This is a genomic window from Kocuria sp. WRN011 (genome assembly GCF_002295155.1).
GTDB classification, from domain to species: domain Bacteria; phylum Actinomycetota; class Actinomycetes; order Actinomycetales; family Micrococcaceae; genus Kocuria; species Kocuria carniphila.
Genome location: NZ_NSGI01000006.1, coordinates 289,466 through 314,930 on the forward strand (window position 1 = coordinate 289,466; position 25,465 = coordinate 314,930).

A 25,465-nucleotide genomic window follows, 5' to 3' on the forward strand; every position below is an offset into this window, starting at 1 on the left:
CTCGCTTTCACGAAAGGTGCGATGTGGTGTTCATCAGGGGCTGGCGCGCGTGGCGCTCCGGTCACTATTTGTCATTGTCTCACCGTGAACCGTGAGAGCCCTCATCGCCCCATGATGTGGCGGGCAAGATCTTGATGGTGCACCACGCCCACCACGGATCGCTCTGGATCGAGCACGATCACCCACGGGAACCCGTTGATCTCCAGGTGTCGCAACAGATCGTCACCGCGCTCGTCGGCTGGCGCGGAAGCCTCCGCGGGGGCCCATTCCATGACGTTTCCCACCGGAGTACTACCGCGTAGATCAGCCGGAACCGTGGCGGCTCGTTGCGGGCTGAGCACCCCCAGGTGACCCGAGGCCGCGTCGCGCGCCACGACGTCGGGAGTCCACCCGCTGTAGCCCTGGCTCGTGGCGGCCAAGACGGAGGTGTCCACCATTGACAGCGGCAGGTCCGGTGAGAATTCGAATGCGGGTCGCGCAATCGATGCTGCGCGCAAGGGGTGGACCCGCCCCAGCACCTTGGCCTGTTTGAGGGCTTGGGAAGCTCCCATGAAGATGAACGCCGCGATCATGAGCATGATGAGCAGGGTGATGGGCGAAGTCCAGAGTCGCTGCCACACAATCCACACCACGATCAGGGCGGCCAGGCCGCGGCCGCTCCACGCCGCCACGGCGGTTCCCTTGCTCTCCGACCCGGTGAGCCGCCAGATGAGCGCCTCAACTACGCGCCCACCGTCCAGTGGCAGCCCGGGCAGCAGGTTGAAGAGTCCCAGGATCCAGTTGGCGAACACCAGTAGTTGCAGCAGCGCCCATCCGGGTCCAGCGTTCTGGGCGGGGGCCAGGAGCATGACGGCGGTGCCGATGCCCGCCAGGATGATGTTGGCCATCGGTCCCACCAAGGACACCAACGCGGTGGATCCCGGTGAGGCACGCACGGCGCCGAACGTGGTGTGGCCACCCATCAGCGTCAGCACGATGCGCCCGACCGGCCAGCCCGCGGCTCGCCCCACGAGCGCGTGGGCTACCTCGTGGACCAGCACGCTGAAGGCCAGTCCCACGGCGAACCCGAAGGCGATGACCAGATTGATCCAGCCCAGCTCTGGGTAGATCCGCCACAGGATGGGTCCGTAGAGCACCACGGTCAGGACGGCGATCACGAACCACGAGCGGTCCAGGTGAACGTCCACCCCACCGATGCGGCCCAGACGGAGTCCTCGGCGGGCAGCGGTACCCCCGCTCATCCGAACGCCCGCTCGGTCGGGCGGGCATGGTGTGTGGCGCGTTCGAAGTGCATGCGCCCATGTTAAGCGGGCAGCCGGTGAGGCCGCTGAATCACCGCTCGTGGTACTGCATCCCCGCTCGCCGTACAGTGGAACGGTGAGTACGTTTGACGAGAAGAATTCGCAACCGCAGGTCGGCCCCTTCGGCGTGGTCCGCGACGGCGACGAAACCGAGAAGGTCACCGTGATGATCGCGGCCTTCGAGGGCTGGAACGATGCCGGTGATGCCGCGACCGACGCCCTCAAGTTGATGAGCGAGCACTACGGTGCGCGCGAAGTCTTCGAGGTGTCCCCGGACGATTTCTACGACTACCAGTACTCCCGGCCCGTTGTGCGCCGTGGTCTGAGCGGTGAGCCCAAGCTGCAGTGGCCCACCACCAAACTGTTCAAGGCACCGGTTCCCGGGACCAATCTGGAGTTGGTGTTCCTGCACGGCTGGGAACCGTCCTATAAATGGCGCACCTTCACCGCTGAGCTGATCGAACAGGCGACCACTCTGGACGTGGACTTCGTGGTCATGATCGGCGCGCTACTCGCCGATGTCCCCCACACGCGTCCCATTCCGGTGACGCTGACTTCGGACACCGAAGAGCTGCGCGATGAACTCAATATCGAGGCACCCCAGTACGAAGGCCCCACCGGCATCGTGGGCGTTCTCTCGCACATGGCTGCGCGCGCCGGCTTCCCCACGATCAGCATGTGGGCTGCCGTCCCGCACTACGTCGCACAGTCCCCGTCGCCCAAGGCCGAACTTGCGCTGTTGCGGCAGCTGGAGGAACTGCTGGGCATTTCACTGCCCGTGGAACCGATCGTGGAGGATTCGGAGGCCTGGGAACGCGGCGTCAATGAACTTTCCGAAGAGGACCCGGAGGTGGCCGCCTACGTGCGCCAGTTGGAAGAGGCCAAGGACACCGTGGACCTCCCCGAGGCCACCGGTGACGCGATTGCCCGCGAGTTCGAGCGCTATTTACGACGCCGCGACGACCGCGGGTAGCAACGGTCACCCGCGCTTCGGGTCACGTCCCGGACACGACACAACGGCGGCGGTTCCCTGTCCGGGGAACCGCCGCCGTTGTGTTGTGTCGACGAACGAGTGGATCGGGGGCCTAGAGCACGACTCCCAAGCGGGATTCGATGAGATCCACGGCCAGCTGACGATCCTCCGCGGACGCGTTGGCGCCGCGGGCGGCAGCACCGCCCTTGTTCCGAGCGGCCCAGGCGTCCACGCCAATCAGCGCGGCCGGCGCATTGAGGTCATCGGCGAGGGCGGCGCGGACGGCCTTGAGCAGGTCCTCCGCACCGGCGGTCTCCGGCTTGGCCGCGGCCTCGCGCCACGAGGCCAGACGGCGCTTGGCGTCCGCGAGCAGGTCATCGGTCCAGAACCAGTCCGTGCGGTAATGATTCGCCAGGATTGCCAGGCGGATCGCCGCCGGGTCCACGCCTTGTTCGCGCAGTTTGGAGACCAGCACCAGGTTGCCCTTGGACTTGGACATCTTCTCGCCCTCGAGTCCCACCATGGACGTGTGCACGAAGTGCTCGGCCATGGGCTTGCCCGACAGCGCGTAGGAGTGGCCTGCACCCATGTCGTGGTGCGGGAAGGCAAGGTCCGAACCGCCGCCCTGCACCGTGAACGGAGTGGGCAGGTACTTGAGGGAGATCAGGGAACATTCGATGTGCCACCCGGGGCGACCGGCGCCCAGCGAGGCACCGTCCCATGCGGGTTCACCGGGGCGGTTGACGCGCCACAACAGGGGGTCGAGCACATCGTGCTTACCTTCGCGTTCGGGGTCTCCCCCGCGTTCGGCGAACAGCGGCAGCATTTCTTCGCGGGTCAGACCGCACACATCACCGACCACCCAGGCATCCGGGTCGGTTTCTTTCAGCTCCGCGGCGGCGTTGACGTCGAAGTACACGTCGCCAGCCGGTTGAGCCGCGCCGTCCTCGTCCACGCCCCCGGGTACCCGGTAGGCCAAGCCACGCTCGATGAGTCCCTCCACAGCAGGAACGATCCATTCGACGGATTCGGTGGCGCCCACATAATGCGCCGGCGGAATGACGTTCAGGGCGCTCATGTCCGTACGGAACAATTCGGTCTGTTCTTCGGCGAGGTCCCGCCAGTCGACACCCGTGGCCTCGGCACGTTCCAGCAGGGGGTCGTCCACGTCGGTGACGTTCTGGACGTACGTGACGTGCTGAGCGGCGTCGTCCCAGGCGCGGTGCAGCAGGTCGAAGGACACGTAAGTGGCGGCGTGGCCCATGTGGGTCGCGTCGTAGGGCGTGATGCCGCAGACGTACAGTCCCACTTCGGATCCAGCGGGCAGCTGGACCATCCGTTGCTGCCGAGAGTCGTAGACCGAGGGTGTGGGGGCTGTTCCGGGCAATTCGGGAACGGGACGGGCAGACCAGGACTTCATACTCACCTTTTGTTCACGGACATCGGTCACTCAAGAGTTCAACGGGCGCCTCCGGCGCCCTATTCCCCCGGTGGGGTGGAAGCGGCGATCAGGCGCTGATCACACCCGTGCCCAGCAGCACGAAGATTCCGGCGCCGAGCAGGATGCGATACCAGACGAACAGGTTGTAGCTGCGCTCAGAGATGTAGCGCATGAACCAGCCGATGATCACGTAGGCAATCACAAAGGCGATGCCGGTGGCCACGAGCGTCTGGCCCATGGTGTAGATGCCCTCTGGTTCCTGCCCCGTCATCGCCTTGTACAGCTTGTACAGACCGGAGGCGAAGACCGCGGGAATGGCCAGCAGGAAGGCGTAACGGGCGGCGGCCGCGCGGGTGTACCCCATGAGCAGACCGGCCGTGATGGTGCCGCCAGAGCGGGACACCCCGGGGATCAAGGCCAGCGCCTGCGCCAGACCGAAGCCGATGGCGTGCTTGACGGTGAGGTCCTGCAGGACGCGTTCCTGCTTACCCACGTGATCCGCGATGGCCAGGAACAAACCGAAGATCACGAGCATGGACGCGGTGATCCACAGTGATCGGAACTGGCTGTCGATGTAGTCCTCGAGCAGGAGACCGAGGATCGCAATCGGAAACGAACCCAGAATGATGAACCAGCCCATACGGGCATCGGGGTCCTTGCGGGAGACCTTGCCGACCAGTGACAACGACCAGTGCTTGATGATCCGCACGATGTCTCGCCAGAAGAAGATCACCACGGCCGTTTCCGTACCCAGCTGGGTGATCGCCGTGAAGGCGGCACCCGGATCCGCACTGTTGGGCAAGAACTCGCCCACGATGCGCAGATGCGCCGATGAGGATACGGGCAAGAATTCAGTCAGGCCCTGGACAATTCCCAGAATGATTGCTTCGATCCAGTTCACGCGACAACTGTACGGCACCCGGAGCTGAAAAATGGGTGAGGAAAGGGCTCACGTGTTCTACAACACGTGAGCCCTCTTCCGCCCACAGAGTGGGGTATAACCGCCGGCTATGTCCTAGCGGCGAGATGAATTCGACGAACCATTGTCGTCATCATCGTCGTAGTCGTCCTCGTCCACGAGATCTTCGTCCATCATCTCGTTGTCTTCGAGGAGGTCCTCGTCGTAATCGTCGTCGTCATCATCATCATCGTCCGAGTCGTCCTCGTCCTCAGCGAACACGGTGAGGGGGGTGACTTCGTCGTAGGCCTCGTAGAGGGCCTCTTCGTAAGCGTCGAAGGCATCGGCAATCGACAGGTACGCCCCGTCCACGGCCGGGTCGTTGTCCGAACGTCGATTTGCGGCGGCGGCCAAGTGTTCTTCGAACGCGTTGACCAGTGTTTGCAGGGCGGCGCGAGGATCATTGCTCATGGGGTAGACGTTAGTCGTTATCGAGGCAGAATGGGAGCAATGAAAGAACAACGATTGTCCGAGATCACGTCCGCGCGCTCGCACCCCGTGGCCAGCAGGGACGACAGGTACGAATACCTCACCCTCACGGTGGCCCCGCGGGAACACGTTGCCGATGCGCGGGCACGAGTCCGGGAGCACGCCGAGTACGGCAAGTGGGAACTCACGCGTTCGGCTGTACTTTACGGCGGTGCTCGCCGTTACGTGATGCGCCGCCGGATCATTCGCGTCGAACGCACGTTCTGATCCTGCTCGACGACGCCGCTCGGTACAGTCCACGCGCAACCTCACCCAAGAGGCACGCGCTCAATCGGTCTGAACCGGCCCGAGTAGCGACTTGGCCGTGGCTGCGTGCACGGATTCGTTGTCCGAAGGGTGATACATCCCGGCGAGCACGTCACGGTAGAGCCGTTCCAGTTCGCTCCCCCGGCGGAACTGCGAACCACCGCTGGAACGCAGCGCCAGATCGACGACCTGCCGTGCGGTTTCGGTGGACCGGTGTTTGAGGCCGGAGAACAGGATGAACCAGCGGGCACCGTGCTGAACCTCGTGGTCGGTGCCCACCGAGTCCATGTCGGAGCTGAGCTGGCGCAGTTGGAGTTCCACACCGTCGCGCAGGATCCCTGCCTCGGCAATGTGCCAGCGAATATCCGGGTCCGTGGCGTAACTGGCCCCGCGCGCGTGCGACCTGCGCTTGTTCACGATCTCCACGGCCACCTCGATGGCCCGATCCGCAATCCCCGTGTACACGGAGGCCAGCAGCAGTTCGAAGCACCCGAAAATTCCCCACACCACCGGATCGGGCGAAGGCCCCACGGGAATTTCGGTGAGCACTCGCCCGGGTGCCAGCACAGCGCCGTCGAGCACCGTGGTGCACGATTGCGAGGCGCGCATGCCCAGCGCGTCCCAATCCTGTTTGATCCCAATGCCCTCGGCGCCGCGCTCGAGGATGCCGAACACGAGGGCGTCAGGGGCGTCGTCGTCGCGATCGGTGCGGCGGGCATGGACGAGGAGCCGCGTCCACGCGGGCGAGAGCGACGTGAAAATTTTGGTGCCGCGCAGGCTCAACCCGTCGGCCACCGGATCGGCGGTCGTGGTCGCGTCGAACAGGACGGAATCGTTGCCGGCCTCCGAGATCCCGAACGCGAACACCTCGCCCGCCACGACCTGGTCGAAGATCGCGCGGGCACGATCGTCCCCGCGCTGCCACAGCGTGCGGGCGATGCCCACGATCACGTGGTGCATGTTGACGCCCAAGGCCGTCGACGGCGCCGCGGCGGCCAAGCGGCGCTGGGCCTGAGCGGCGTCGGCAAGGGAAAAGCCCAAGCCGCCGAATTCTTCGGGAACGAGCAGACGCAAGTAACCAGCGGCGCGAAGATCCTCGAAATCCTCGGTGAAGAATTCGTTGCGCTCGTCGTAGCCGGCCGCGCGGTCACGGAAGGTTGCGAGCATGTCCTCGGGAAGCATGTCCTGGATCGTGGTCACCTGGTCTCCTCCAAGTCGAAAATTGAGTGGTCGTGATCAGCGCAGTGGATCGGCGGCGTCAAAGCTGCGCGCAATGCGGTGGGTTGCGAAGAAGGCCTCGTAGGGCCTGTTGCCGTACACGCCGATGCGCGAGAACGAGGCCGGTACGGAGGCGTCCCGGTACCAGCCGTCCGTGACGTTGGGGCGCATGACGTCCAGCGTGGGTTGGTTCTCACCGTTGATCTGCACCTGCTGCCACTGCCCGCCGGTGTTGATCCACATTTCGACCCAACCGCCGTTGCTCGCGTACGCGTATTTATAGGCCTGAATCACGCCCACCCAGCGTCCGGTGGGCACCCGCACGTGATCGCCGAGTAGTTCGGGATCATCGCCCATTCGGAACATGAGCCCGCCCTCGGGGTGTCGCACCAACATGAGACCGAGCAGGGACGCACCGTTGGCCGGCGGACCGTAACCGCCGGTGAACAGCGTGATCCACGTGTCCTGATCGAAGTCGCCGTCCAGGACGTAGACCGAGAACCCGTTGAAGTACACGTCGTTGTCGTTGCCGTGCGCGTCAGCCTTGATGATCGGCTCGGTTTCCACCATGGAGCGCGGAAATTCATTGCCCAGCGTCAGCCCGGGAACGGACGTGAAACGCGCCACCTGTCGCCCGCCACCCACTGGGTCCGGAACCAAGTGGTAGCCCAGGCCCTGCCGATTCTCGTCCGGAATCAACTTGGCGTAGCCGCCGAGCCCGCGCTCATTGATGTTGGCGTCGAAAATCCGGTCCGCGGCGAGGCCCTCGTCCGTGGGTTCCTCCTCGAGCCATGCGGGAATCTGGGTCGCGACTCCCACGGCCGTGGCCGCGGCCACCACGCCGGCGGCCGTGATAATTGCCCGGCGCCGGGTCAGGCCACCGCGCCGGTCCTCACCCGTTGTCGGGTTGGTGCTTCCGGAATTCTCCCCCACGAAGTGCTCCTAGTAATTGGTCAGCAAGCGGTGCAAGACACGCGAGCCGAACTCCAATGATGCGACCGGCACGCGCTCGTCCACGCCGTGGAACATACCGGTGAAATCCAATTCGTCCGGCAGCTGCAACGGCACAAAGCCGTAGCCGGTGATACCGAGCTGCGACAGCGACTTGTTGTCCGTTCCGCCGCCGAGCATATAGGGCAGCACCACGGCGTCCGGATCCTCGGCCTTGAGGGAGTCCACCATGGCGTCCACCACGTTGCCAGAGAACGGTACTTCCAGGCCGATGTCCTCGAACTCGGCCTCGAACGTGATGCCCTCGCCGGCCAGCTCTTTGAGCTTCTCCATGACGATATCGCGCTGCTCGGGCAGGTAACGCACGTCAATGGTGCCCTGGGCCGAACCGGGAATCACGTTGGTCTTGTAACCGGCGTCCAACATGGTGGGATTGGCGGTGGTCTGCAGCGTTGAGCCCACGAACCGCGCCACGTGGCCGAGTTCGTCAAGCAGCCGCTTGGGATTCTCCGGGTCGAATTCCACCCCGGTCAGTTCGGTCACCTCGTCCAGGAACGCCCGGGTGGTCTTGGTCAACTCGATCGGCCACGTGTACTCACCAATATTGGCCATGGCCCGTGACAGTCGGGTGACCGCGTTGTTCTCGTGCAGACCGGACCCGTGGCCGGCCTCGCCCTTGGCAATCAGGTTGAGCCACATCAGGCCCTTCTCGGCGGTCTGCAGCAGATAGGCACGCTGGCCTCCGATATTGGCGGAATAGCCACCCACTTCACTGAGCGCGTCGGTCACGCCGTCGAAGAGTTCCGGGTGATTCTGCGTGACCCATTTGGAGCCGTAGCTCATGCCAGCTTCCTCATCCGCGAAGAATCCGAACACGATGTCGCGCTTGGGTCGGTCTCCGGTGCGGGCCATGTGGCGCATGACAGAGAGCATCATGGCGTCCATGTCCTTCATATCCACGGCACCGCGGCCCCAGATCATGCCGTCCTTGACCTCTCCCGCAAAGGGATCAACGGACCAGTCCTCTGCAAGCGCCGGTACCACGTCCAGATGCCCGTGGACCAGAAGCGCATCCGCAGAGGGGTCGGTGCCCTCGATCCTGGTGAACACATTGGCGCGGCCGGGGGCGGATTCGAAGTACTGCGGTTCCAGGCCGACGTCACTGATCAGTTCTGCCACGTACTCACCGGCGGCTCGCTCGCCCTTGGCGTTACCCCTGGAGTAATTGGTGGTGTCGAATCGAATCAACTTCTGACAAATGTCGGCGGTCTCGAGTTCCGGTGCTGACTGTCCCGCAACTGTGGATTCCGGTGTCGACATGAGGTCTCCTTCTCCTGGGTGTCCTCCGGGAGCTGGACCCCGGATGTCGTGCGCTTACCGTCAACGGTAGTCCCCGCATCAGCCCGTGACCCATAACCATGGCCAGGCTGTGCCGGGGCGGTTCATATCCTGGACACGATTTGACATGAGGAAGACTTATTTCGATTGCTTCCTACTTGGCAGTACTATCAAGCCACGGTTGTTTGAGATTCCCCCCAAATCCCCCAAGGTCTCATGCCTCATGAAATCCCTGCCCCCTGATTGCACCCCCAATTTCCCTCACGACGAGCTGCCCCAAGTCGATATTCGCGCCGTGGCGTTTCATCGCTGGCGCACGCTCAAATGGCTCGTCTCCTTCGTCGAGCCAAATTCTCCATGCGCCCGTGAAGGTCATGCCCGCACGTTCGACGACGCGTTACAGTTGGCCAAAACGTGGTCCCTGGCCTACTGGGCCAAGCACTACGGGATCAGCGAACTCCTTAACGATGCCCCGCCGCTTCAGCTCAATCACGCGGACGTAGATAAAGATTCTTCAACAATTCAGTGACGACCTTGCGGCAGTGATCCCCGCTACCCGGTTCTCCGATACTCTGGTGTGACGAATGACAGGCCGCACCGGCCCTTGACCCATATGGAGGCCAAGATGAGTGGAACCATCACCCTGATCGCCCAAACGTCGGAGACAAACAGCACTAACCCGGTGCCCAGTCGACAGGTGACCGCCGAGGATATTCCGGCGCTGTCGGAACTATTCTTCCAGGCCTACGATGCATCGTCCGCCGCCACGTCCAAGGATGACGCTCAGAAAATCATCGAGGGCGTGTTCGACGGCGAGTTCGGCCCTTTCCTGCCCGATGCCTCCCCCGTGATCGAAGACGAGGACGGCAAGGTTATCGCTGCGGCCATCGTGTTGGAGCAGCGCAAGGGCGACGATTTACCCGAGGCCCCGTACCTGTTCGAGTTGTTCACGGCGTCGTCGCACCGCCGCCGCGGTTTGGCGGAACAGCTGGTCCGCGAGGCCATGACCAAGCTGTACAACCAGGGCTACGAAGAAGTCAGTCTGCGCATTGCAGAAGACAACTCCGCAGCCCTGGCGCTCTACCTCACGTTAGACTTCAACCGTTGGGTTCCGTACAACGACGATGTCTGAGCCGGCGGGTTAGAGCTGCAGCTCACGCTGCGCGGGAGGAACTTCTCGCGCATCCGTGTGGCTGGCCCAACGAACGGTGACCTCGAGCAGACGCATGTTCTCGGGGTCACTGGTCTCTGCGGAGTCCGGGTGCTGGGCGGAGAGCACCTCTGCAGCGGCGGCAACCTGAGTCTCGTCGAGGACTGCTGCCTCGCCCTCGAGCTGCACTTCCTCGGCGCCGTCATTGACGATCACCAGCGACACGCGGGGATCAGAGGTGATGTTCGTGAACTTGCGGGACAGCGCGTTCGTGCCGAAGATAATGCGGCCAGCGTCACTGGCGGCCACGTGAACGTATGCGGACTCGGGGTAACCGGTCCCGCTGTTACTCGCGATCACGGCAGCTCCCGCGCGGCGTACGAAGTCGACCAGCCAGCGGCTGTCTTCCGAGATGTTCTTGCCCAGTTCCACCATGACGTCTCCTACCGGATTGTGCCTGTACATGACACTGTCCACTGTAGGCTTCGGGCGCGTTGGGACCCGGGGTGGCGCTCCAGCGAGAGCCTTTAGAGCAGAGTGTTAAGCGGTTCCACCAAATGGGGGCCTTGCACGGCCACCGAACCGACGTCCTTGGTGACCGGATGCATCCGCCATTGGGCGGCCACGTCGTAGGCCTCCGAGATCGCCCGAGCCACCAGGTCACGGGTGCGGTCCTTGTCCGGGGAAATCCACTCCGGAACCAAGTCACTGGTCATGCCCATGGGCAGTCGATTGTGGAGGTTTCCCAGGGCAGCCAAGTGCTCATTGCCGGAGTCCGCGTCCGGTGCCTCGCATGTCAGGATCGAGCACGACAGCAACCACTGGCTTTCGCCTTCTTTGCCGGAGCGAGTCTGGCCCTCGCGGGCACCCTCCAGCTGACCCTCCGGAACCTTCCACCACTCGTAGATGCCCGCGAACCAGATCATCCGGCCCTCGGGCGGGTGCACGAAGTACGGCTGCTTCTTCCCTTTGCCTTTGCTGCCATCGGCCGGAGCCAGCCACTCGTAGTAACCGTCCGCCGGAATCGCGCAGCGCCGGGATTTGATGGCCGACCGAAACGAGGGCTTTTCAAGAACGGTTTCCGACCGCGCGTTGAACATCTTGGACCCCACGGTGATGTCCTTGGCCCATGAGGGCACGAGACCCCAGCGTGCCGCGTGCAGCTCACGGTGCAGCGTGCCCTGGTCATCCAAACGTTCCAGCAGGATGGGCACGGTCTGGGTGGGCGCGGTGTTCCAGTTGGCGCGCAGGTCGTCTCCGTCGAGGGTTTCGTCCACCTCCGCATCGAATTCCAACGCGAGTTGTCCCGGGGTCTTGGCTATGACGTAACGGCCGCACATGGGGTGCCCCTAACTGTTCTGGATGGATCCGTAGCCCATGTACTGGGAGTACATGGCGTACACCTGCATCAGTGCCTCTTCGACCTGGGACACCGTGGTTCCCGGGCGCACGTCATCTACAGCACCAGCGGTTCCGGGGTCCCAATCCACACCGAGCGCCGAGTAGACATCGGTCAGGACCGAGCGGATCGGGTCGGGGTGTTCCACCACGATCACGCTGGAGAAGTACCAGGCGCCCGCCACTACCCGTTGGGCGGTTCCCGCCAGTTTGACCGGCCGGTGGGGATCCTGGGCGGTGCGCGGTGCGTGCACGCTGTATTCCCCCGCGCAGTATTCGCCGGGGATCTCCCCCACGTCCGCAGGAATGTCCAAGTGTTCGAGGGCGGCCACGATCATGTCGCCGAACAGGCGGTATCGGTCCTGGATGCCCGTCTTGGGGTCAGAATCGGATTCGACGTGATCCACGATCAGGCACCCGCCGTGATAGGCGGCCGCGCGACCTCCGACCCGGCGCACCAACGGTGTGAATCCGGCGTCGACCGCGGCCTTTCGCGCGCGTGAAAAGCCCGGGTTGAGCTCGTCGCGGCGACCGAAGGCGACCGTGGGGCGGGGTTGGTAGAGCCGCAGGACGGGTCCGGTGTTCGACGACCGAGCGGCGTCGAGAATCGACAAGGAACGGCGATAGTCCTGCTCGGCACCAAGGGACTCGCGCTGACGTATAAGTTTCATGCTGCGCCCTACTTTAGTTCCTCGGCCGGGCGCTTTCGGGCGACGACGCCGCTCGGTCACCTCACGCGGCCAGGGCCACCGTGGATCCACTGCGCCACTGCGGCGCGACCCGGTGTTCGCGGGGCCGGATCCCGTCGCGAATGGAGCGAATGGCGATTCCCGGCTTCAACGGCCCGTAGGCCTGAGCGGCCGCGGTTGCAGCCGCGAGTAACCCATAGTCATCCAGCAGGTTGCGAGAGTCCTTCATGCCCAGGATCTTCTCTCCAGGCTCGGAACTCTGAGTGACCGGCACGAAGCGATGAACCCGGTGCTGCACGCGGGCCAACCGCTTCTTCTCGCGGCGAGACAGCGAGTTGGTGTCCGGATGGGCGCGATGCCAGGCCTGCGCCCCTCGCAGAACACGGGTCAGCAGCGATACGTGGAACTCAGCGACGGTGCCGCCACCGTGCATCAGGGAACCCAGTGCGGACAGTTCATGGGACGTGAGAGCGGAACGGGTCCGCGGGGAAGTGAACGTCGACATGTCATCCTCTCGACATCGGATGGATCCAAGCTCGCAGGGTGCGTGCCAGGTGTGGATCGATCATGCCGGGTGATGACTGATATTTTGTTGAGAGGACCTGGTGCTTAGCTGAAAGCAGTTATTCCTGAATCATGACGCTCTGTCCATGGGCGGCAAGGAAGGTCACCGGAATAGATGTGACGTTCTGGACCAGAGGTTCGAGGGCCTCGACGTGCCGCCTAAATCGTTCTGTCCTCCCCCAACTATTCTTGGCCTCTTCGGATAGGAAACGAGTAATAACAATGAGACTGGCACCATCTTGTGACTGATAGACCTCATTACTCAGCCACCCGTGTTCGGTGGCTTCGTCGCGCAAGTCTTGCATTTCCGTCAATTGAAAGGCGGATAGCGCGTCTATGCCACCTTGGATCGCAGTGAATGTATTGACCAAAATATACGGACTCTGGTTCTGCTGATTGGTCATGACTAGATCCTTTTCTGATCATGTTGATGCTCGGATGATTGTTGCAAAGTCGTAGTCAGCTCGGGAATGGTCTGCGGTCTCGGGCTTGGGTGAGCATGCTGGCCCACCAGTCAAGTTCCGCCAGGGCGATTCTGAGTCTCCTGGTCACGGACTCACCCGGCTCGTAGCGTTCGGCTTCGTCCATGGTGTTCCACGGGGCTGGCAACCCCAGGCATCGCCGGATAGTGACCATATTCAGTTCGGCCAGCACGCCACGGAGATGCTCGATAGCGGCGTACCCACCCTGAACGCCATAGGCGACGATCATGACGGGCTTGAACATCCATTCGTTGTAGTGCCAGTCGATTAGCCTTTTAAGGGATGCCGGGTACGAGTGGTTGTACTCAGGAGTGACAATCACAAATGCTTCGGCGGCCTCAATTCGGCTGGACACCTCAGTTTTCGGCCCGCCACCCGGGTAGAGCTCTCTATCACTGGGCAGGGATATCTCGGCCAGGTCAATCAAATCGACTTCCACGTTCTGATTGACCTTCACCAAGTCGACGACCCAGTCGGTGATGGCAGGACCCATTCGCCCGTTGCGCACACTTGATGAGACGACCGCGATCCTCTTCTTGGCCGCTGAGAGTTCTTGTGAGACCCCCACCTAAGTGAGCAATTGCCCATGAACGAGAACCCGGGGGTTCCGGGGTTCTCGTTCATTCCACGGAGCTCCACCTCCATCAACCTATCTGAGCATTTACCGACGTCTCACATGTCAGTTGGAGAGCACGCGGCGGGCGTAGGCGACGTGCACCTCATCGACAAGCGCCTGTAGGACCTCTTCCTTCTGGTCGTCCTCGGGTTCCTCAGTCAGCCTCCCGCAACCGACAGCCATCGTCCAGAAGCCATCGCCTACTGATTTGATCCGCACCCCGCCCCATCGTTGCCAAACGATGGCAGTGAGCAGGACCCCGTACTTTTTGTACGTTCCTTCCGAGATTCTGCCCAGGATGCCCCTAAGCTCCCTGCGGTCGTCGGCGTCCCGCGTGGTGAAGCCCTTGTACTTGGGATGCCTGGAGACTTCGCGGCAGACTTCGGTGTAGTCTGTATCCCCGCAGTGTCGGGCCACCATCGTGAGGTAGCGCTCGACAATTTCCTGTATTTCATCCAGTTCACGCCGCGTACGTGTGGGCATGCTTCCTTCCTCCTGTCGTTCGCTTGATTTTGATTGTTAGTCGCACCAGTCGCACCGCCCGGAAGTCGGCAATACCATTCCGCAGTTGGAACACAGAACCTGCGAAGTCCTCGGCGCGGACGTCTTCCTGTCGAGCCTCTGCACGTATTGCCGGGTGAGCATCGGTGTAGCATCCGCTGGCACGTCCGCGCAGTAGAGGCGGTAGCAGCTGAGCCTTTCCTGGGCCGCAACCCACTCGAGCTGCAATGGATCGTCGAGGTGGGCACGATGCTTCAGCCGGAAAAATTCATTGAACCCATCCCCGACCATGCCGTCTTGGGTGCGGACAACAAGAGCTGACAGAGCGGGCAAACCGTGCGCATGGCAATGTTCGAGAACTGCACCGAGAGGCCTTCCGATCCAATTGCTGAGCCGCATCCGGGTGCGGATTTGGGTCTTCTCGAAGAGCCGATCGGCGAGCTGCCCATAGGTGATGTAGCCCCCGAACCTTGAGGCAACGTCCTGAAGGATGAGGATCGCCGCATCGGTCCACACCTCTAGCGCTTCGGAGAAGGGGAACGGGATATCACTATCGGGTTCGTGCCACGTGCCGGGGCGCCGGCTCATATCCACATACTTCCCGCTACGGTCCCGCTGGTTTAATAGTGAGCGAAGCTCTGCACGAGCCAGCCGACGGCGTCCTTCTGGATCTTTGGTTTTCTCCGCAATAGTTTTCACCACATTTAGACATGTGGCATGGGGAAGACCGGTCTCCTTGTGCAGTTCCTTAGCGAGCCGCGTTTGGGCAGATGAACGGTTGGTCATGACGAACTCCTCGACATCAGCGTGTCCATGCCCGCGCCCATGGACACCCGGAAACGAGGGTCCAACACCGTGTGGCTGACGAGGCAGCCTCTGCCCTTAACAGTCCTGGTGTCGGCGCGTCGACAGAGTTCAGGACCTGGATCTCGACGATCACGGCCGTCGATAACCCAACAGTAACAACGGACTACGGCCGATATAAAGTCAAGTCAGGTCCGCACTTCAGGGGACGTTAGTAGTACAGTGCCGCCAGGCGGGTGCACCTGAGTCACAGGCAGAAGTGAAGTCTGTCGAGACTTACCGAGCGCGAGAGACCACTGGTCCATTCTCACCGAAGAGCCCACATGGCTGACGGCTGGTGTTTAGAGGTCACTTCAGAATGAGTTGGCCGTAGCCCTTGAGCGCTGACAGAGTCCCCGGCGAGCCTGGTGGGCATGATGGGGGACCTTGTTCCGGACTCGCTGTGGGAGCGAGTCGAGCCGTTACTGCCACCACGACCGCCCCAGCGGCACCATCATTCCGGACGCAGACCGGCCGATGACCGAGCCGCCTTGGCCGGTATCGTGTTCGTGCTCGAGATTGGGAATGGCTGTTACCAGCTGCCGCGAAGCCTGCTGGGTGTCTCTGGAGTGACCTGCCACCGGCGCATTGGATCTGGACCAGTGCTCGGTGGACGGCTCCACGTGCGCGCCCTCAAAGGGGGGCCACATCGGACCCAGCCGAAGTCGATCGCGGCCGGCCCGGCTCCAAGCACCACCTGATCGTCGACGCCAACGACATCCCGCTGCAGGTCACTCTCACCGGCGGCAACCGCAATGACGTCACCCAACTACTGCCCTCGGTAGACTCCATTCCACCGATTCGCGGACTCCGCGGCAGACCACCCCACTTGCCGCGGAAGTTCTTCGCTGACCGTGGCTAGGACTACGACAAATACTGGCGACTACTGCGAGCCCGGGGCATCACTCCGAGGATCGCTCGCCGCGGCGTCGCTCACGGTTCCGAACTAGAAAAGCCCAGGTGGGTCGTCGAACGCGGCTTCGCCTGACTCCACGGCTACAAGCGGCTCCGCATTCGGTGGGAGTGCCGCGCCGACCTCAACCTCGTACTGCTGCAACACGCCTGCGTGCTTATCTGCCACCAGCACCTCACCACATTAAAAAATGAGCTTATAGGGGTCACGTCGCTTCCGGCGTCGCCGACAGTGGTGAGTCGGCAGCAGGTGAGGACCTTAAGGCCGAGGTAGCGGCGGCCTTCGACCCACTCATCGGTCTGCTCGGCCAGCACCTCGCAGACGAGGCGGACAATGGCCGCTTGGTTGGGGAACACCTCGACCGCGTCGGTCCAACGCCGGACCTCCTTGTTCAGCCGCTCAGCGGGGTTGTTAGACGAGATCTGCGTCCACACGTCTTTCGGGAAGTCAGCACCCGTTCGTTTTCCGACATGGCGCACCCAATAGCACGGTGCTCCTCGTGTAGGTTCAATAACATGCGGCACGCGATAATAATTTTACAGGTTTTTGGTGGCATTGCTCTTGTTGTCAGTGCATTCGTGCTGGGCACGTGGGAGCGAGACGATGGGTTAGACGCCGTCTTCTGGGTGAGTTTGGGGTCGGCAATAATCGGTGCAGCAGCTCAAGTTGCAGCGATATTGCTTGAATGGCGTAGAAGTAGGGCCGATAAAGCCCTCGCCGCTAGACTGGCATTGTCATTTGACAGAGGCGTTCAGCCGATCGCAAGACTCATTGCCATGATGCCTGTATCGCCGCCTCAGGACCGTGCAGCCATTGAGAATTCCATTCTCGTGCAGTCCGTTAACTCCCTTGTCTCAATGTTTCAGGAAGACCATCCCGAGGGAAGAGCCATGGTTTACAAACTGGTCCAGACTCCAGAGGAAGACGTACGACTAGTTCTTGTGGCACAGGCAGGGCGCACCGCCGCACCTACATACGTGACGCCAGACAGTGAACGAGGACGAGCCTTGGTGCGAGCGGCAATGGGCGGAGGAACCCTAGTTTTTAACTCCAAAATTGAAGGCGCCCCCAATGGATGGAAAGGCACTCGCGCTGGATACAATTCGTTTGCGACGGCCCCTATTTCGCCGCATGGAATAGTTGACGGGAAGCCTTTTAGTAGAAAATGTGGTGTTATCTGTTTCGATTCCGTAGGAGGTAACCTTCAAGAAGGTGAAGCAAAAATCGTCCAGATGTTTGGCGCGCTCGTGGGCGTCGCTTTAGTTCGACAAGGCTTACCTGCATAGGCGCATCAGTCTCCAGCCACCTGTTCGAGCAGTAGTTAGGAGTTGTTCACGGTGGCCGAGGCAGCCTTAAAGGACGCACAGCGGCCAGATTCGGGCAGAGGTGGCCGCGGAGTTCCGTGACGCACATGTGGCCCGTGACGGATCCAAGCTAAAAGGACACGGCAGTGGGTGTCGATGACGGACACATCGAAGGCCGCTTCCGCTGACGCCCCCTACACGCGGTCTGAGAAGTTGATCGGTCGTTGCTCGCAATCCTGTGCGGGCTGACCATGCCTGCATGGCCACGCGAATGCACCAGTGGATAGTTGATGACCGGTTGTGGCAGCAGATCTCCCCCGCTCATCCCGCCCCAGCCACCGTCTCGAGGACCCGGTGAGCGGTCGCGAATCGATGACCGGGCCGCCCTGGAGGGCATCTTGTTCGTGCTGTACGCCGTGTGCCGGTGGCGGGACCTGCCACCGGAACTGGGCTGCAGGTTGGGGCACACGACCTGGCGTCGACTTTGTCAGTGGCACCAAGCCAGGGTGTGGGAGCAACTCCACCAGCGCGTGCTTGAACAGCTGTCCGAGGAGCAGATTCTGAACTGGGTCCGGGCCAGCATCGACTCGGTGTCGGCGCGGGCCAAAAAAGGGGGGCGAGCTGACCGGTCCCTACCCGACTGACCGCGGGAACACGGGCACGAAGTATCACCTGCTCATCGATGCCCACGGTCTGCCGTTGCACGTGCTGGCGTCAGCGGCCCACGTCCATGACAGTCGCCTGTTCGCACCCCGGCAGAACAATCCCGGTGTGCGCGGCCGTCGAGGGCACCCAAGTCGGGCTCGGCGGCGCCCGGAGAAGCTGCACGCGGACAAAAGATACGGCTGCCCCCGGTGCCGGCGCTACCTGCACCGACGCGGCATCCAGGTCCGGATCGCCCGGCGTAGGATCGAGGACAAGAACCACCTAAACCGGCACCGCTGGGTCGTGGAGCAGACCATCTCCTGGTGCTCCACTTCAAGCTTCTCGGGCTGTGCGATGACCGCACCGGAGGCACGCTGCTACCGCTGCTCCTGCTCGCTGTCACCCTCATCAACCTCCGCCGACTGCGCCAGACGCCAAGTCAATTACTCGGAGTACGGAGCCAAGCGGGTGTCGCCGGCTACGACGAGTGCATCGACGGTGCCCTGCCAGTCGCCCAGTAGGCCGGCCTCGCCGGCGACTGTTCTGATTTCTATAAGCCAGTTAGTCAGGGTGTAGGTGCTGTTGGCGACTGCTCCGGGGTCTGTTAGCACTGCTCGCGCGACCCACGGCACACCGATGCGGGCCTGCTCGGTAGTGGGAAGCGATGATGCCATGAACTGGATGAGGTTGTCGACGCAGGTGGGTTTTCCACCCGCGACCTGAAGCCATCGGTGGACCGTGGCCTGCCAGGAGATCGGGTCCCACCAGACGATGGGTTTGCCGGTGACCTCCGAATGCAGGTAGGTGACTTCTCCGGTTGGCGTGGGTAGTAGCGCGGCAAGGGTGTAGTCGTTGCCATGGAAGTCGCTCTTGAACGGTGAGCGCCCGGCGTCGTGGGCGTCGATAACACGTGCGACGAGGTGCGGCCAGATGCGTCGAGCGGTTTCAGCGCGCTGTTCGCTTTCTTCGGCTGCGGCGCTAAGCGCGCGCAGCGCCTGATCAAGCAGGGTGGAGCTATCGATGTAGGCGTCAATGTGGCTCAGGATCGCGTCGTCGTCGTCAAGGGTGAGCAGGGCGCGGGCGGCGACGAGGGAGTGGGTGCCGCGGTGGTCGGTGCCACGCTTGTGGGCGAGCAACGCACGCCGTTGAGCGTCGAGCAGCACGTCCAGCAAGGCTCGGGCGCCGCCGGACACGCAGATGCCCGCGACAGCAGCTGGCCCGAGCCCCCGGATCGCCGCGTCGAGGCGAGATACGAGAATCTTGTCGTCGGCCACCGCGGGCAGGGTGTCGACGACCGGGTCGTCGAGGGCCTCAATGAAGCGTTTTTGCAGCTCGATGTTCCAGGGGCCCAGGACGCATTCCCGCATCGTCTCGATCGTGGCCCGCAGCGCGGCACGGTGGGAGCACGTGGCGTTGTGGGTGCACGGCGTGGCCCACACGTTGTCGAGTCCGCGTGCGAGGAACAGCTTCGTTTGCAGTACCTTCGTGTGCGCAAGTGCAATTACGGCCGCTTCGGCTCGTGAGTAGGTAACGGTCCCGTCTGCACCGTCGAGGAGCTGACATACGTGATCGGCGACTGGGATAAGCAGCAGCGGCAGGGCGCGGGCTGCGCTACGGTCCGCGCCTTGGGAGAAGTACGACTCCTCAATGCCGCGGTCTGATTGCGGCAGATCGCCCTCACCGACGCGCAGGACCATGTCAGCGGCGATCTTGAGGCTGTCGTCTGGTAGCGGTAACTCGTGCATGAGGTGCTGGATCAGTGCGTATGCCGCGACCGCGACGGACGCGTCCCAGCCCATAGTGTCCAGCTCCGATGGGTCGTCGAGGAGCGTGACCGCCGAGTTCAAATCAGCGACCAAGTTTTCGGTCGTGATTGGCTCGGCCGTCCCGTTCTCTTGCTTCACGTGGTATTGGACGGCCAACCGCGTCGACTCCTGGCTTCGCAGGACCTCCTTTAGCCTTACCGATAGCGCCGCCGTCGCCTCGGCTGGGGGGTGACTTTTAACTACAAACCCGTGATCGGTCTTTTGCACCGCATAGGTTGACCGGTCGAGGTTGCTGGCCCATGCTCGCGCTTCGCCCAGCTCCATTTCCGCAGAGGCCACCGGGACGCTGTCTCCGAGTTGCTCAAGGCGGCGGCCAACCTTCTCCACAAGCTGCTGCCCCACGAGCCGCAGGTCCTCCGCCCGCTCGGGGCCAGCAGCAAGCACCAGCGACATCGCCACTTCTGGCAACGGCCATCCTCGCCGCTCCGCGCCCACAATTTCTTCCGACGAGGCCGCCAGCAGACCGCGTTCGTGAGCAACCCGCGCGCGCTCGAAATGCCACACGTCAGGTTCAGCGAGGAACCGGTCGAGCAACGTCCCGACCTCGTCCAGGTGCCGAACAAGAACCCCAACCACGAGGGCGACCATGGCGACGTTGTCACAACCATCTAGCAGCATCGAGATCAGGACGTCGAGCGGCACGCCCAACTCGACGATCTCGTCGCAAACCCGTTCCAAACCCTGCAACGCACTCATGCACGGATACGGCCCCACACCGGTTCCCCGGTACCAGTTCCACGTTCCGGAGTCCCCGACGTACGAGTGCGGCGCACCTGTGATGTCTAGCTCGGTACGATAGCGGTCAAGGTCGGAGTCCTTCACCGGTTCGAAGTACCGGTCGAGCCCCGTCAACTTGCGAGCCCTCACCGTCGCAGCGTGGTTCAAAAGCCTATTAAGGACCACGACCCCGTTGCGGAAGTCGGCCCGGAACATTGGCACGAACGGACCTCGATACCAGGCAGCCAGTGGCATACCGAAGCCAAATCCTTTGTGTCGCCGCACACCTTCATCGAAGTCGTGGCCACCGACTCCGTCTTCTTCCTCATTCAGGTAGTACGCCAACACCATGTCAGCGAGAAATCCTTGCCGATACCCCGCCAGTGCCCGCCCACAGACGGCGCCCTCCAAGGCAGGGGCTAGGTTCTCCGGCGCGGCGTCCGCGATACGTTTCAGTAACGCTTCGCCGTCAGCGCCGAGGTCTGGTCCGAGCAACGCCAACAACTCGACTACCGTCTCGTTGGTGATCTCGCGGGAGATCGCCGGCCGCTGACGACGCGGCCGGGAACGCGGGTACCCGATCTCCTCGAGATTCGGCAGATTCTTCATGCGCGCCTGCTGAGCAATCCGCTGTTCGTCCGTGATTGTCGCCTGCGCCGCCGCCTGCGCTTCCTCCGCCTCGCGAAGCCGCTCGTCAGCGGCCGCACAGTGATTCAACAGCCGGGCCCGCAGCTGCTTCCGTAACGCGTACCCTGCCGGTACCTCAAACACGGCTAGTGACCGCAACCACTCCACCAGCAAGGTCCGCTCGCCCTCGCTGGACCGCCACGGGGTCTCCTCCTTCAGCAACAACTCCACCAGAGGCTCCACCGCTGCAAACCGCACGAGTGCGTGCTGACCCCGCAGCCGCTGATCCACCAAACGGATCAACCGCTGCACCCCAGCCTGTTCCTCCTGTTGAAGCTGCGGCCACGCCTCCCGTAGCACCGGCCGCGGGTCCCCGAGGGTCAGCAACGCCTCCCCGGGAACGTCGGTCCACCGCTCCCCGTGCCCGGCGGCAACCAGCTCGTCAAACGCGCGTTGCCACCGTACGAATCGCCCGGCCACCGGGTTCGAGGCGCCGTCCGGCGCTACGAGCATCGCCTGGCACGCCAACCGCGCCGCCCCCAACGTCCACCTCGGCACCCCGGCATCCATCAGCGCCCGCGTCAAGTCGCCGGTGGCGAGCAGCAGGCGCGCCACCGCGTACCGGCGTACCTCGTCATGGGCGAACTCCGGCAACGAACGGAACGGGTTTTCCTGGGAAGTGCGTAACAACCCGTCCTTCTGCAACCCAGCCAGGGCGTAAGGGTCGATCGACGCGGCAACGGCGAGCTGATCGCCACCTTCATGCAACTCTTGGCGAGCAATCAGTTGCATGGCCACTTCGCGCGCATCCGGAGTGCCCTGGTCGCGGGCACCATTCCGCCGGACAAGGCTGGCCCAAACCTGTTGCATCGCATCAAAGTCGCTGACCGGCACGCCCTGCAGTCCACCACGCACCAGCAAATCCACGACCACCGGACGCCGCAACAACTCTCGCGACCGCGGGTTCGTCGCCATTGGCTCAAGCTCACCGAACTCACGCACTACGACATCGACTTGCGGGTCCGTCAACGGCGGCACCGTCACCTCGACCACACCCTGGCCAACTCGTCCGGCCATGGTGTCGACGACGAGCTGCTTTGCCTCGCTGGCCGTCACCGCCACCACCGTCACGTCAGCCGCAACCGCTGCGTCCACCACGTATGTCAGCAGATTCTGGGCTCCTTCAACGACCGCATCCGCGCCGTCCACGACAAGCACCCGGGTCGGTGCGGACATCTCCGCTAGCAATTGTCGTAGCGGCACCTTCAAAGCACTCTCGAAATCAAGCGCTGTTCCCGGCAGGTGCCGCAGATTCATGCACATGACCTGGGATCCACCGGCGGGCTCGCCAGCGCCTGCCGAGCCCGCCAATCCATCGGTGGGCTTTGGCTCGTCATCAGCCACCGCCGTGTTCGTCGCTGTTAGCAGGCCGAGCGCTGCCGCCGACTTCCCAACCCCCGACTCGCCGTGCATGACTACCCCGCCTGCCGACACGACCGCCGCCGACAGGTCGGTTGCCACATCTCCCCGGTCCACTCGGATCCGACGCGCACCATCTGCCGACACAATCTCGTCACTGACAGCCGCCCGCGCCTGTTCATTCAGCAACTCAAGCGCCCGCCACCCTGCTTGATGACGACGAGCCGTTGGATCGACCAGGTCATGAATGCCCCGTCGCAGCATCGGCAAGTTGACCAACGCCGCGGAGGGAGCCCAGTCGTCCGCCAGCACCAGCAGACGGTCCCGCAGCAGCGTCCCTCCGAACAGGTCCTTGGCTCGTGATACTGGGGTCAGCGAGTTTGCCAGCATGGACCAGTCGGGATCATCTGCACTTTCCACTCGTGGCATCAAGACCACCAGCCGCGACAGCAGCTCCCACGTCTGCTGCTCAACCACACTCGTCGACGGTTCCGACACCCCAAGGTCAACCAGCCCCCGGCGAACCAGCTTTTCGACCTGTTCCAGACGGTCGCGCACCGGCCTATCAAACTTCCTCGGCGTCCGCACCAAGCCGAAGAATGCCTTCGTTTCGGGTTGATCGGCTGCGAGCCCAGCCAGAACTGCCAACTGCTCCGCGTGGTCCTGCGGACCTGCGACAGCCAACGCGAGTCGCAACTCGGGCCCATCCGCGGGCATGTTCAGCAGCTGTTTCACGTATGACCGGAACAGCCCCTGCGATTTCACATCGCTGTCCACCACGTTCGGGGTACGCCGCGCCGCCACGGCCAATACCAGCGACGGCTCATCGTCGTCCTCCGTGGCCGCCCCCACCACCAGGTCGTCCACGCTGAACTCCGGGGCCTGCTGGAATGCAACCGATACGACCGCCCGGCTCGGCCCCAACCCGACCGCTCCGCTACCAAGGAGTAGCTGCGCCAAGTAGCCAGCTGCGACCTTTCGTTCGAACGTCACGCCCCCGCCGCCGGTCGATACCGGGCTCGACCCGGCCTCCGCCACCGCGGCACTACCTGCACCGAGTCTCTCTCGCGACCACGCACGGATCACATCGCTGTCCATGTTGAGTTGCCACATCATGAATTGGCCCGACCGGTTCGACTGGACTAAGCCCTTCGCCTCCAACCGGCCAAGCCAAGTTGAAGCAGTCGTCGGCGACACTTTCAACTCGGACGCGATTGCCCGCCTCGACATTGGCTCGGCGTGTCCTGCCACCGCCAACAGCGCGGCATAGCCTTTCTCGCCGAGAGTCGAACGCAATATCTCCACAGTGCCTGCCACGCGCCGATCCTAGTCCTTTGTATAGGAAAACCAGCCATCTACGCTCAAGCGGGGACCGACCGAGAGGACGCGACCATGGGAGTCGACAACGGACACCCAGAAGACCGACTCCGTTTACGCCCCATAAAACGAGCGCCAAAGTCGAATCCGGCGGAGGAAGTCGCCTGGATCGTTCGTCGGACCGACCAACTGCTGGCCGAGGAAATTGATGCAGGCATCCCGATAGAACGCCTGACGCGAGTGCTGGCAGTGTCTATCTCGGTGGTGCAGGAGCGAGCCGACAGACACCGCCGTCAACAGAAGACAGGAGGGGTTGTGAACCTCTCCGAGCGACGCACGCTGGTGCTCCACCGTGTGCTGGCCGAGCGACTGGACGCGGCTACCCTGGCGTCGTGGACTCCGCGCATCCTGGCCAACCTCGACCGACTGGAGACCGGGGTACAGGGGCGCCCTCATGTGCAGAACCTCGCCCGATGGCGACGCCTCGTCGAGGCGGGTCACGTCGAGGGAATCCGCGCTGTGCTCGTCTCGGTCGAGGTGAACGGGATCGAGATGCGAGAGGTCTCCCCTATGGCCGGCATCCTCACCGAAGCCGAGCGGCTGGCAGCGTTGAACTCGATACGCCGATCTTGACGGCGGGGCCCGGTCTACTCCTTCCCCAGACGTCGTAGCAGACGCTCGTATCGCTCGGTCGTCTTGGTGATGAGTTGCTGCACGCGGGCTTCGCCCGGGTCCTGCTCCTGTTCCCGGTCGTCACTGGAGGGGTTATGAGTACTCACCACTGGGCCCCGAAGCGGGTATGCGCCGCGGCGAGCACGCCCTCTGGATCATGCAGATGATTCACGGGTTCGTCCTGTTCTTCGAAGTAGGCCGACGGGGTGCACAACCACATGATCACCTCGTCCGCCGGCACCTGGTACCCCCGAATGGCGCCCAGCAGGGCGGTGACCACTGGCAGGACCTCACTGGTGTCGGCGTCGAACTGGAAGGCTGGGCGACGGTAGGTGCCACCGTGGTGATGACCGAGCAGGCGGCCCACGCGGATAAGTTCGGCCTCCTTCTGCGTGGCGTCGACAAAGGTGTGCTCGGATTCGATGCGGCGCCACCAGTAGCGCTCCGCTTCCAGGGACCGCGCGTACTGGGGGCTCATTCCCTCGGAGCCCGCTGTTTCGGTGTCAGGCACGTTCCACTTCTAACGCTGCCAGCACTTCGTCGGTTCGGCCGCGCCGGACCAGATCGATGGGTCGAGCGCCTTCCAGGACGTTGTTGGACCCGTGCATCCACTCTTCCGCCGTCTCATTCGGCCATATTTCGCGGGCGCGTGCCAGCACCACCTGCACCCGCTCCTGCTTGATGGCCTCGGTGTCCATGGAACTAGTGTGACCGGTGGCCACGGCGGCCGCTACGGTATTCCCGTTACCTTGTGAGTACCCCCGATAGTCGGGGGGTCTGGTCGCTCGGCCGGGTATGGCTTTGTTGCCCTGCCATCCATGGTCCGGGGGGTGTTGCCGCCCGGTCGAGAGACACGCGTTGACCGCT

General features: G+C 63.1%; 25 protein-coding genes and 3 pseudogenes. 8 read left to right on the forward strand and 20 right to left on the reverse strand.

The window, feature by feature from the left end; genetic code table 11:
• Positions 1–101 precede the first annotated feature (101 nt).
• Complete coding sequence (locus tag CKW39_RS10550) at positions 102–1,241, reverse strand: site-2 protease family protein (protein ID WP_095798068.1); 1,140 nt, start codon at positions 1,239–1,241, stop codon at positions 102–104.
• A gap of 136 nt (positions 1,242–1,377) precedes the next feature.
• Between CKW39_RS10550 and CKW39_RS10555 the strand changes: the two genes are divergently transcribed.
• Positions 1,378–2,274, forward strand: a complete 897-nt coding sequence (locus CKW39_RS10555) for a PAC2 family protein (protein ID WP_095798069.1) — start codon at positions 1,378–1,380, stop codon at positions 2,272–2,274.
• Positions 2,275–2,386: 112 nt separating this feature from the next.
• Here the strand turns inward: CKW39_RS10555 and mshC are convergent, their stop codons facing one another.
• The 3 genes from mshC to CKW39_RS10570 form a co-directional block, all read right to left on the reverse strand.
• A complete protein-coding gene (mshC, locus tag CKW39_RS10560) occupies positions 2,387–3,694 on the reverse strand; it encodes a cysteine--1-D-myo-inosityl 2-amino-2-deoxy-alpha-D-glucopyranoside ligase (RefSeq protein WP_095798070.1) in 1,308 nt (435 codons plus the stop codon).
• An 88-nt stretch (positions 3,695–3,782) separates the two neighbouring features.
• Positions 3,783–4,616, reverse strand: a complete 834-nt coding sequence (locus CKW39_RS10565) for an undecaprenyl-diphosphate phosphatase (RefSeq protein WP_095798071.1) — start codon at positions 4,614–4,616, stop codon at positions 3,783–3,785.
• 114 nt (positions 4,617–4,730) lie between these two features.
• Positions 4,731–5,084 (reverse strand): primosomal protein, encoded by a 354-nt coding sequence (locus tag CKW39_RS10570; RefSeq protein ID WP_095798072.1) that lies wholly within the window; start codon positions 5,082–5,084, stop codon positions 4,731–4,733.
• Positions 5,085–5,123: 39 nt separating this feature from the next.
• Between CKW39_RS10570 and CKW39_RS10575 the strand changes: the two genes are divergently transcribed.
• Positions 5,124–5,369, forward strand: a complete 246-nt coding sequence (locus CKW39_RS10575; RefSeq protein WP_095798073.1) for a DUF5703 family protein — start codon at positions 5,124–5,126, stop codon at positions 5,367–5,369.
• A 60-nt stretch (positions 5,370–5,429) separates the two neighbouring features.
• On the opposite strand, the gene CKW39_RS10580 is transcribed toward CKW39_RS10575, so the two are convergent.
• The 3 genes from CKW39_RS10580 to CKW39_RS10590 are packed head-to-tail and all read right to left on the reverse strand — an operon-like array spanning position 5,430 to position 8,897.
• On the reverse strand, positions 5,430–6,608 hold the full coding sequence (locus tag CKW39_RS10580) for an acyl-CoA dehydrogenase family protein (protein WP_371514725.1): 1,179 nt from the start codon (positions 6,606–6,608) through the stop codon (positions 5,430–5,432).
• A gap of 36 nt (positions 6,609–6,644) precedes the next feature.
• Entirely contained in the window at positions 6,645–7,559 is a 915-nt protein-coding gene (locus tag CKW39_RS10585) for a hypothetical protein (RefSeq protein ID WP_095798074.1), read from the reverse strand.
• A gap of 9 nt (positions 7,560–7,568) precedes the next feature.
• On the reverse strand, positions 7,569–8,897 hold the full coding sequence (locus CKW39_RS10590; RefSeq protein ID WP_095798075.1) for a M20/M25/M40 family metallo-hydrolase: 1,329 nt from the start codon (positions 8,895–8,897) through the stop codon (positions 7,569–7,571).
• 241 nt (positions 8,898–9,138) lie between these two features.
• Between CKW39_RS10590 and CKW39_RS10595 the strand changes: the two genes are divergently transcribed.
• Positions 9,139–9,444, forward strand: a complete 306-nt coding sequence (locus CKW39_RS10595) for a hypothetical protein (protein ID WP_143469983.1) — start codon at positions 9,139–9,141, stop codon at positions 9,442–9,444.
• A gap of 96 nt (positions 9,445–9,540) precedes the next feature.
• Positions 9,541–10,047 (forward strand): GNAT family N-acetyltransferase, encoded by a 507-nt coding sequence (locus tag CKW39_RS10600; RefSeq protein ID WP_254049373.1) that lies wholly within the window; start codon positions 9,541–9,543, stop codon positions 10,045–10,047.
• A gap of 9 nt (positions 10,048–10,056) precedes the next feature.
• Here the strand turns inward: CKW39_RS10600 and CKW39_RS10605 are convergent, their stop codons facing one another.
• The 8 genes from CKW39_RS10605 to CKW39_RS10640 all read right to left on the reverse strand — a co-directional run bounded on the left by CKW39_RS10605 (position 10,057) and on the right by CKW39_RS10640 (position 15,101).
• Positions 10,057–10,530 carry a pyridoxamine 5'-phosphate oxidase family protein gene (locus CKW39_RS10605; protein WP_254049374.1) on the reverse strand — a complete coding sequence of 158 codons (474 nt, stop codon included), beginning with the start codon at positions 10,528–10,530 and terminating at the stop codon, positions 10,057–10,059.
• A gap of 62 nt (positions 10,531–10,592) precedes the next feature.
• The gene (locus CKW39_RS10610) at positions 10,593–11,405 is read right to left on the reverse strand and encodes an SOS response-associated peptidase (RefSeq protein WP_095798079.1); all 813 of its coding nucleotides are present in this window, start codon (positions 11,403–11,405) and stop codon (positions 10,593–10,595) included.
• Between the two features lie 9 nt (positions 11,406–11,414).
• Positions 11,415–12,134: a lipoate--protein ligase family protein gene (locus CKW39_RS10615; protein WP_095798080.1), complete on the reverse strand. Its 720-nt coding sequence runs from the start codon at positions 12,132–12,134 to the stop codon at positions 11,415–11,417.
• Between the two features lie 61 nt (positions 12,135–12,195).
• A complete protein-coding gene (locus tag CKW39_RS10620) occupies positions 12,196–12,657 on the reverse strand; it encodes a hypothetical protein (protein WP_095798081.1) in 462 nt (153 codons plus the stop codon).
• A 118-nt stretch (positions 12,658–12,775) separates the two neighbouring features.
• Positions 12,776–13,120 (reverse strand): antibiotic biosynthesis monooxygenase, encoded by a 345-nt coding sequence (locus CKW39_RS10625; protein ID WP_095798082.1) that lies wholly within the window; start codon positions 13,118–13,120, stop codon positions 12,776–12,778.
• A 55-nt stretch (positions 13,121–13,175) separates the two neighbouring features.
• The gene (locus CKW39_RS10630; protein WP_256382226.1) at positions 13,176–13,766 is read right to left on the reverse strand and encodes an NADPH-dependent FMN reductase; all 591 of its coding nucleotides are present in this window, start codon (positions 13,764–13,766) and stop codon (positions 13,176–13,178) included.
• A gap of 111 nt (positions 13,767–13,877) precedes the next feature.
• Positions 13,878–14,297, reverse strand: coding sequence for a hypothetical protein (locus CKW39_RS10635; RefSeq protein ID WP_095798084.1), 420 nt, complete (start codon positions 14,295–14,297; stop codon positions 13,878–13,880).
• A gap of 36 nt (positions 14,298–14,333) precedes the next feature.
• On the reverse strand, positions 14,334–15,101 hold the full coding sequence (locus CKW39_RS10640; RefSeq protein ID WP_143469984.1) for a hypothetical protein: 768 nt from the start codon (positions 15,099–15,101) through the stop codon (positions 14,334–14,336).
• 431 nt (positions 15,102–15,532) lie between these two features.
• Here CKW39_RS10640 and CKW39_RS10645 point away from each other — a divergent pair.
• Positions 15,533–16,236, forward strand: a pseudogene (locus CKW39_RS10645) (transposase); the annotation flags it as partial.
• Between the two features lie 41 nt (positions 16,237–16,277).
• Here the strand turns inward: CKW39_RS10645 and CKW39_RS10650 are convergent.
• Positions 16,278–16,517, reverse strand: a pseudogene (locus tag CKW39_RS10650) (transposase); the annotation flags it as partial.
• Positions 16,518–16,586: 69 nt separating this feature from the next.
• On the opposite strand from CKW39_RS10650, the gene CKW39_RS15310 reads away from it, so the two are divergent.
• Together CKW39_RS15310 and CKW39_RS10655 are read left to right on the forward strand one after the other, a co-directional pair.
• Positions 16,587–17,357 carry a GAF domain-containing protein gene (locus CKW39_RS15310; protein WP_143469985.1) on the forward strand — a complete coding sequence of 257 codons (771 nt, stop codon included), beginning with the start codon at positions 16,587–16,589 and terminating at the stop codon, positions 17,355–17,357.
• Positions 17,358–17,634: 277 nt separating this feature from the next.
• Positions 17,635–18,445 (forward strand): annotated as a pseudogene (locus CKW39_RS10655) (IS5 family transposase); the annotation flags it as partial.
• Between the two features lie 18 nt (positions 18,446–18,463).
• Here CKW39_RS10655 and CKW39_RS10660 read toward each other — a convergent pair.
• Positions 18,464–23,926 (reverse strand): winged helix-turn-helix domain-containing protein, encoded by a 5,463-nt coding sequence (locus CKW39_RS10660; protein WP_095798086.1) that lies wholly within the window; start codon positions 23,924–23,926, stop codon positions 18,464–18,466.
• Positions 23,927–24,241: 315 nt separating this feature from the next.
• On the opposite strand from CKW39_RS10660, the gene CKW39_RS10665 reads away from it, so the two are divergent.
• Positions 24,242–24,559: a hypothetical protein gene (locus tag CKW39_RS10665; RefSeq protein WP_095798087.1), complete on the forward strand. Its 318-nt coding sequence runs from the start codon at positions 24,242–24,244 to the stop codon at positions 24,557–24,559.
• Between the two features lie 14 nt (positions 24,560–24,573).
• Here CKW39_RS10665 and CKW39_RS15875 read toward each other — a convergent pair whose 3' ends face one another.
• The 3 genes from CKW39_RS15875 to CKW39_RS10675 are packed head-to-tail and all read right to left on the reverse strand — an operon-like array spanning position 24,574 to position 25,296.
• Positions 24,574–24,705 (reverse strand): hypothetical protein, encoded by a 132-nt coding sequence (locus CKW39_RS15875; RefSeq protein ID WP_256382227.1) that lies wholly within the window; start codon positions 24,703–24,705, stop codon positions 24,574–24,576.
• The gene (locus tag CKW39_RS10670) at positions 24,702–25,109 is read right to left on the reverse strand and encodes a hypothetical protein (protein WP_095798088.1); all 408 of its coding nucleotides are present in this window, start codon (positions 25,107–25,109) and stop codon (positions 24,702–24,704) included. The genes CKW39_RS15875 and CKW39_RS10670 overlap by 4 nt, the downstream gene beginning before the upstream one ends.
• Entirely contained in the window at positions 25,102–25,296 is a 195-nt protein-coding gene (locus CKW39_RS10675) for an antitoxin Xre/MbcA/ParS toxin-binding domain-containing protein (RefSeq protein ID WP_143469986.1), read from the reverse strand. The genes CKW39_RS10670 and CKW39_RS10675 overlap by 8 nt, the downstream gene beginning before the upstream one ends.
• Positions 25,297–25,465: the final 169 nt, after the last annotated feature.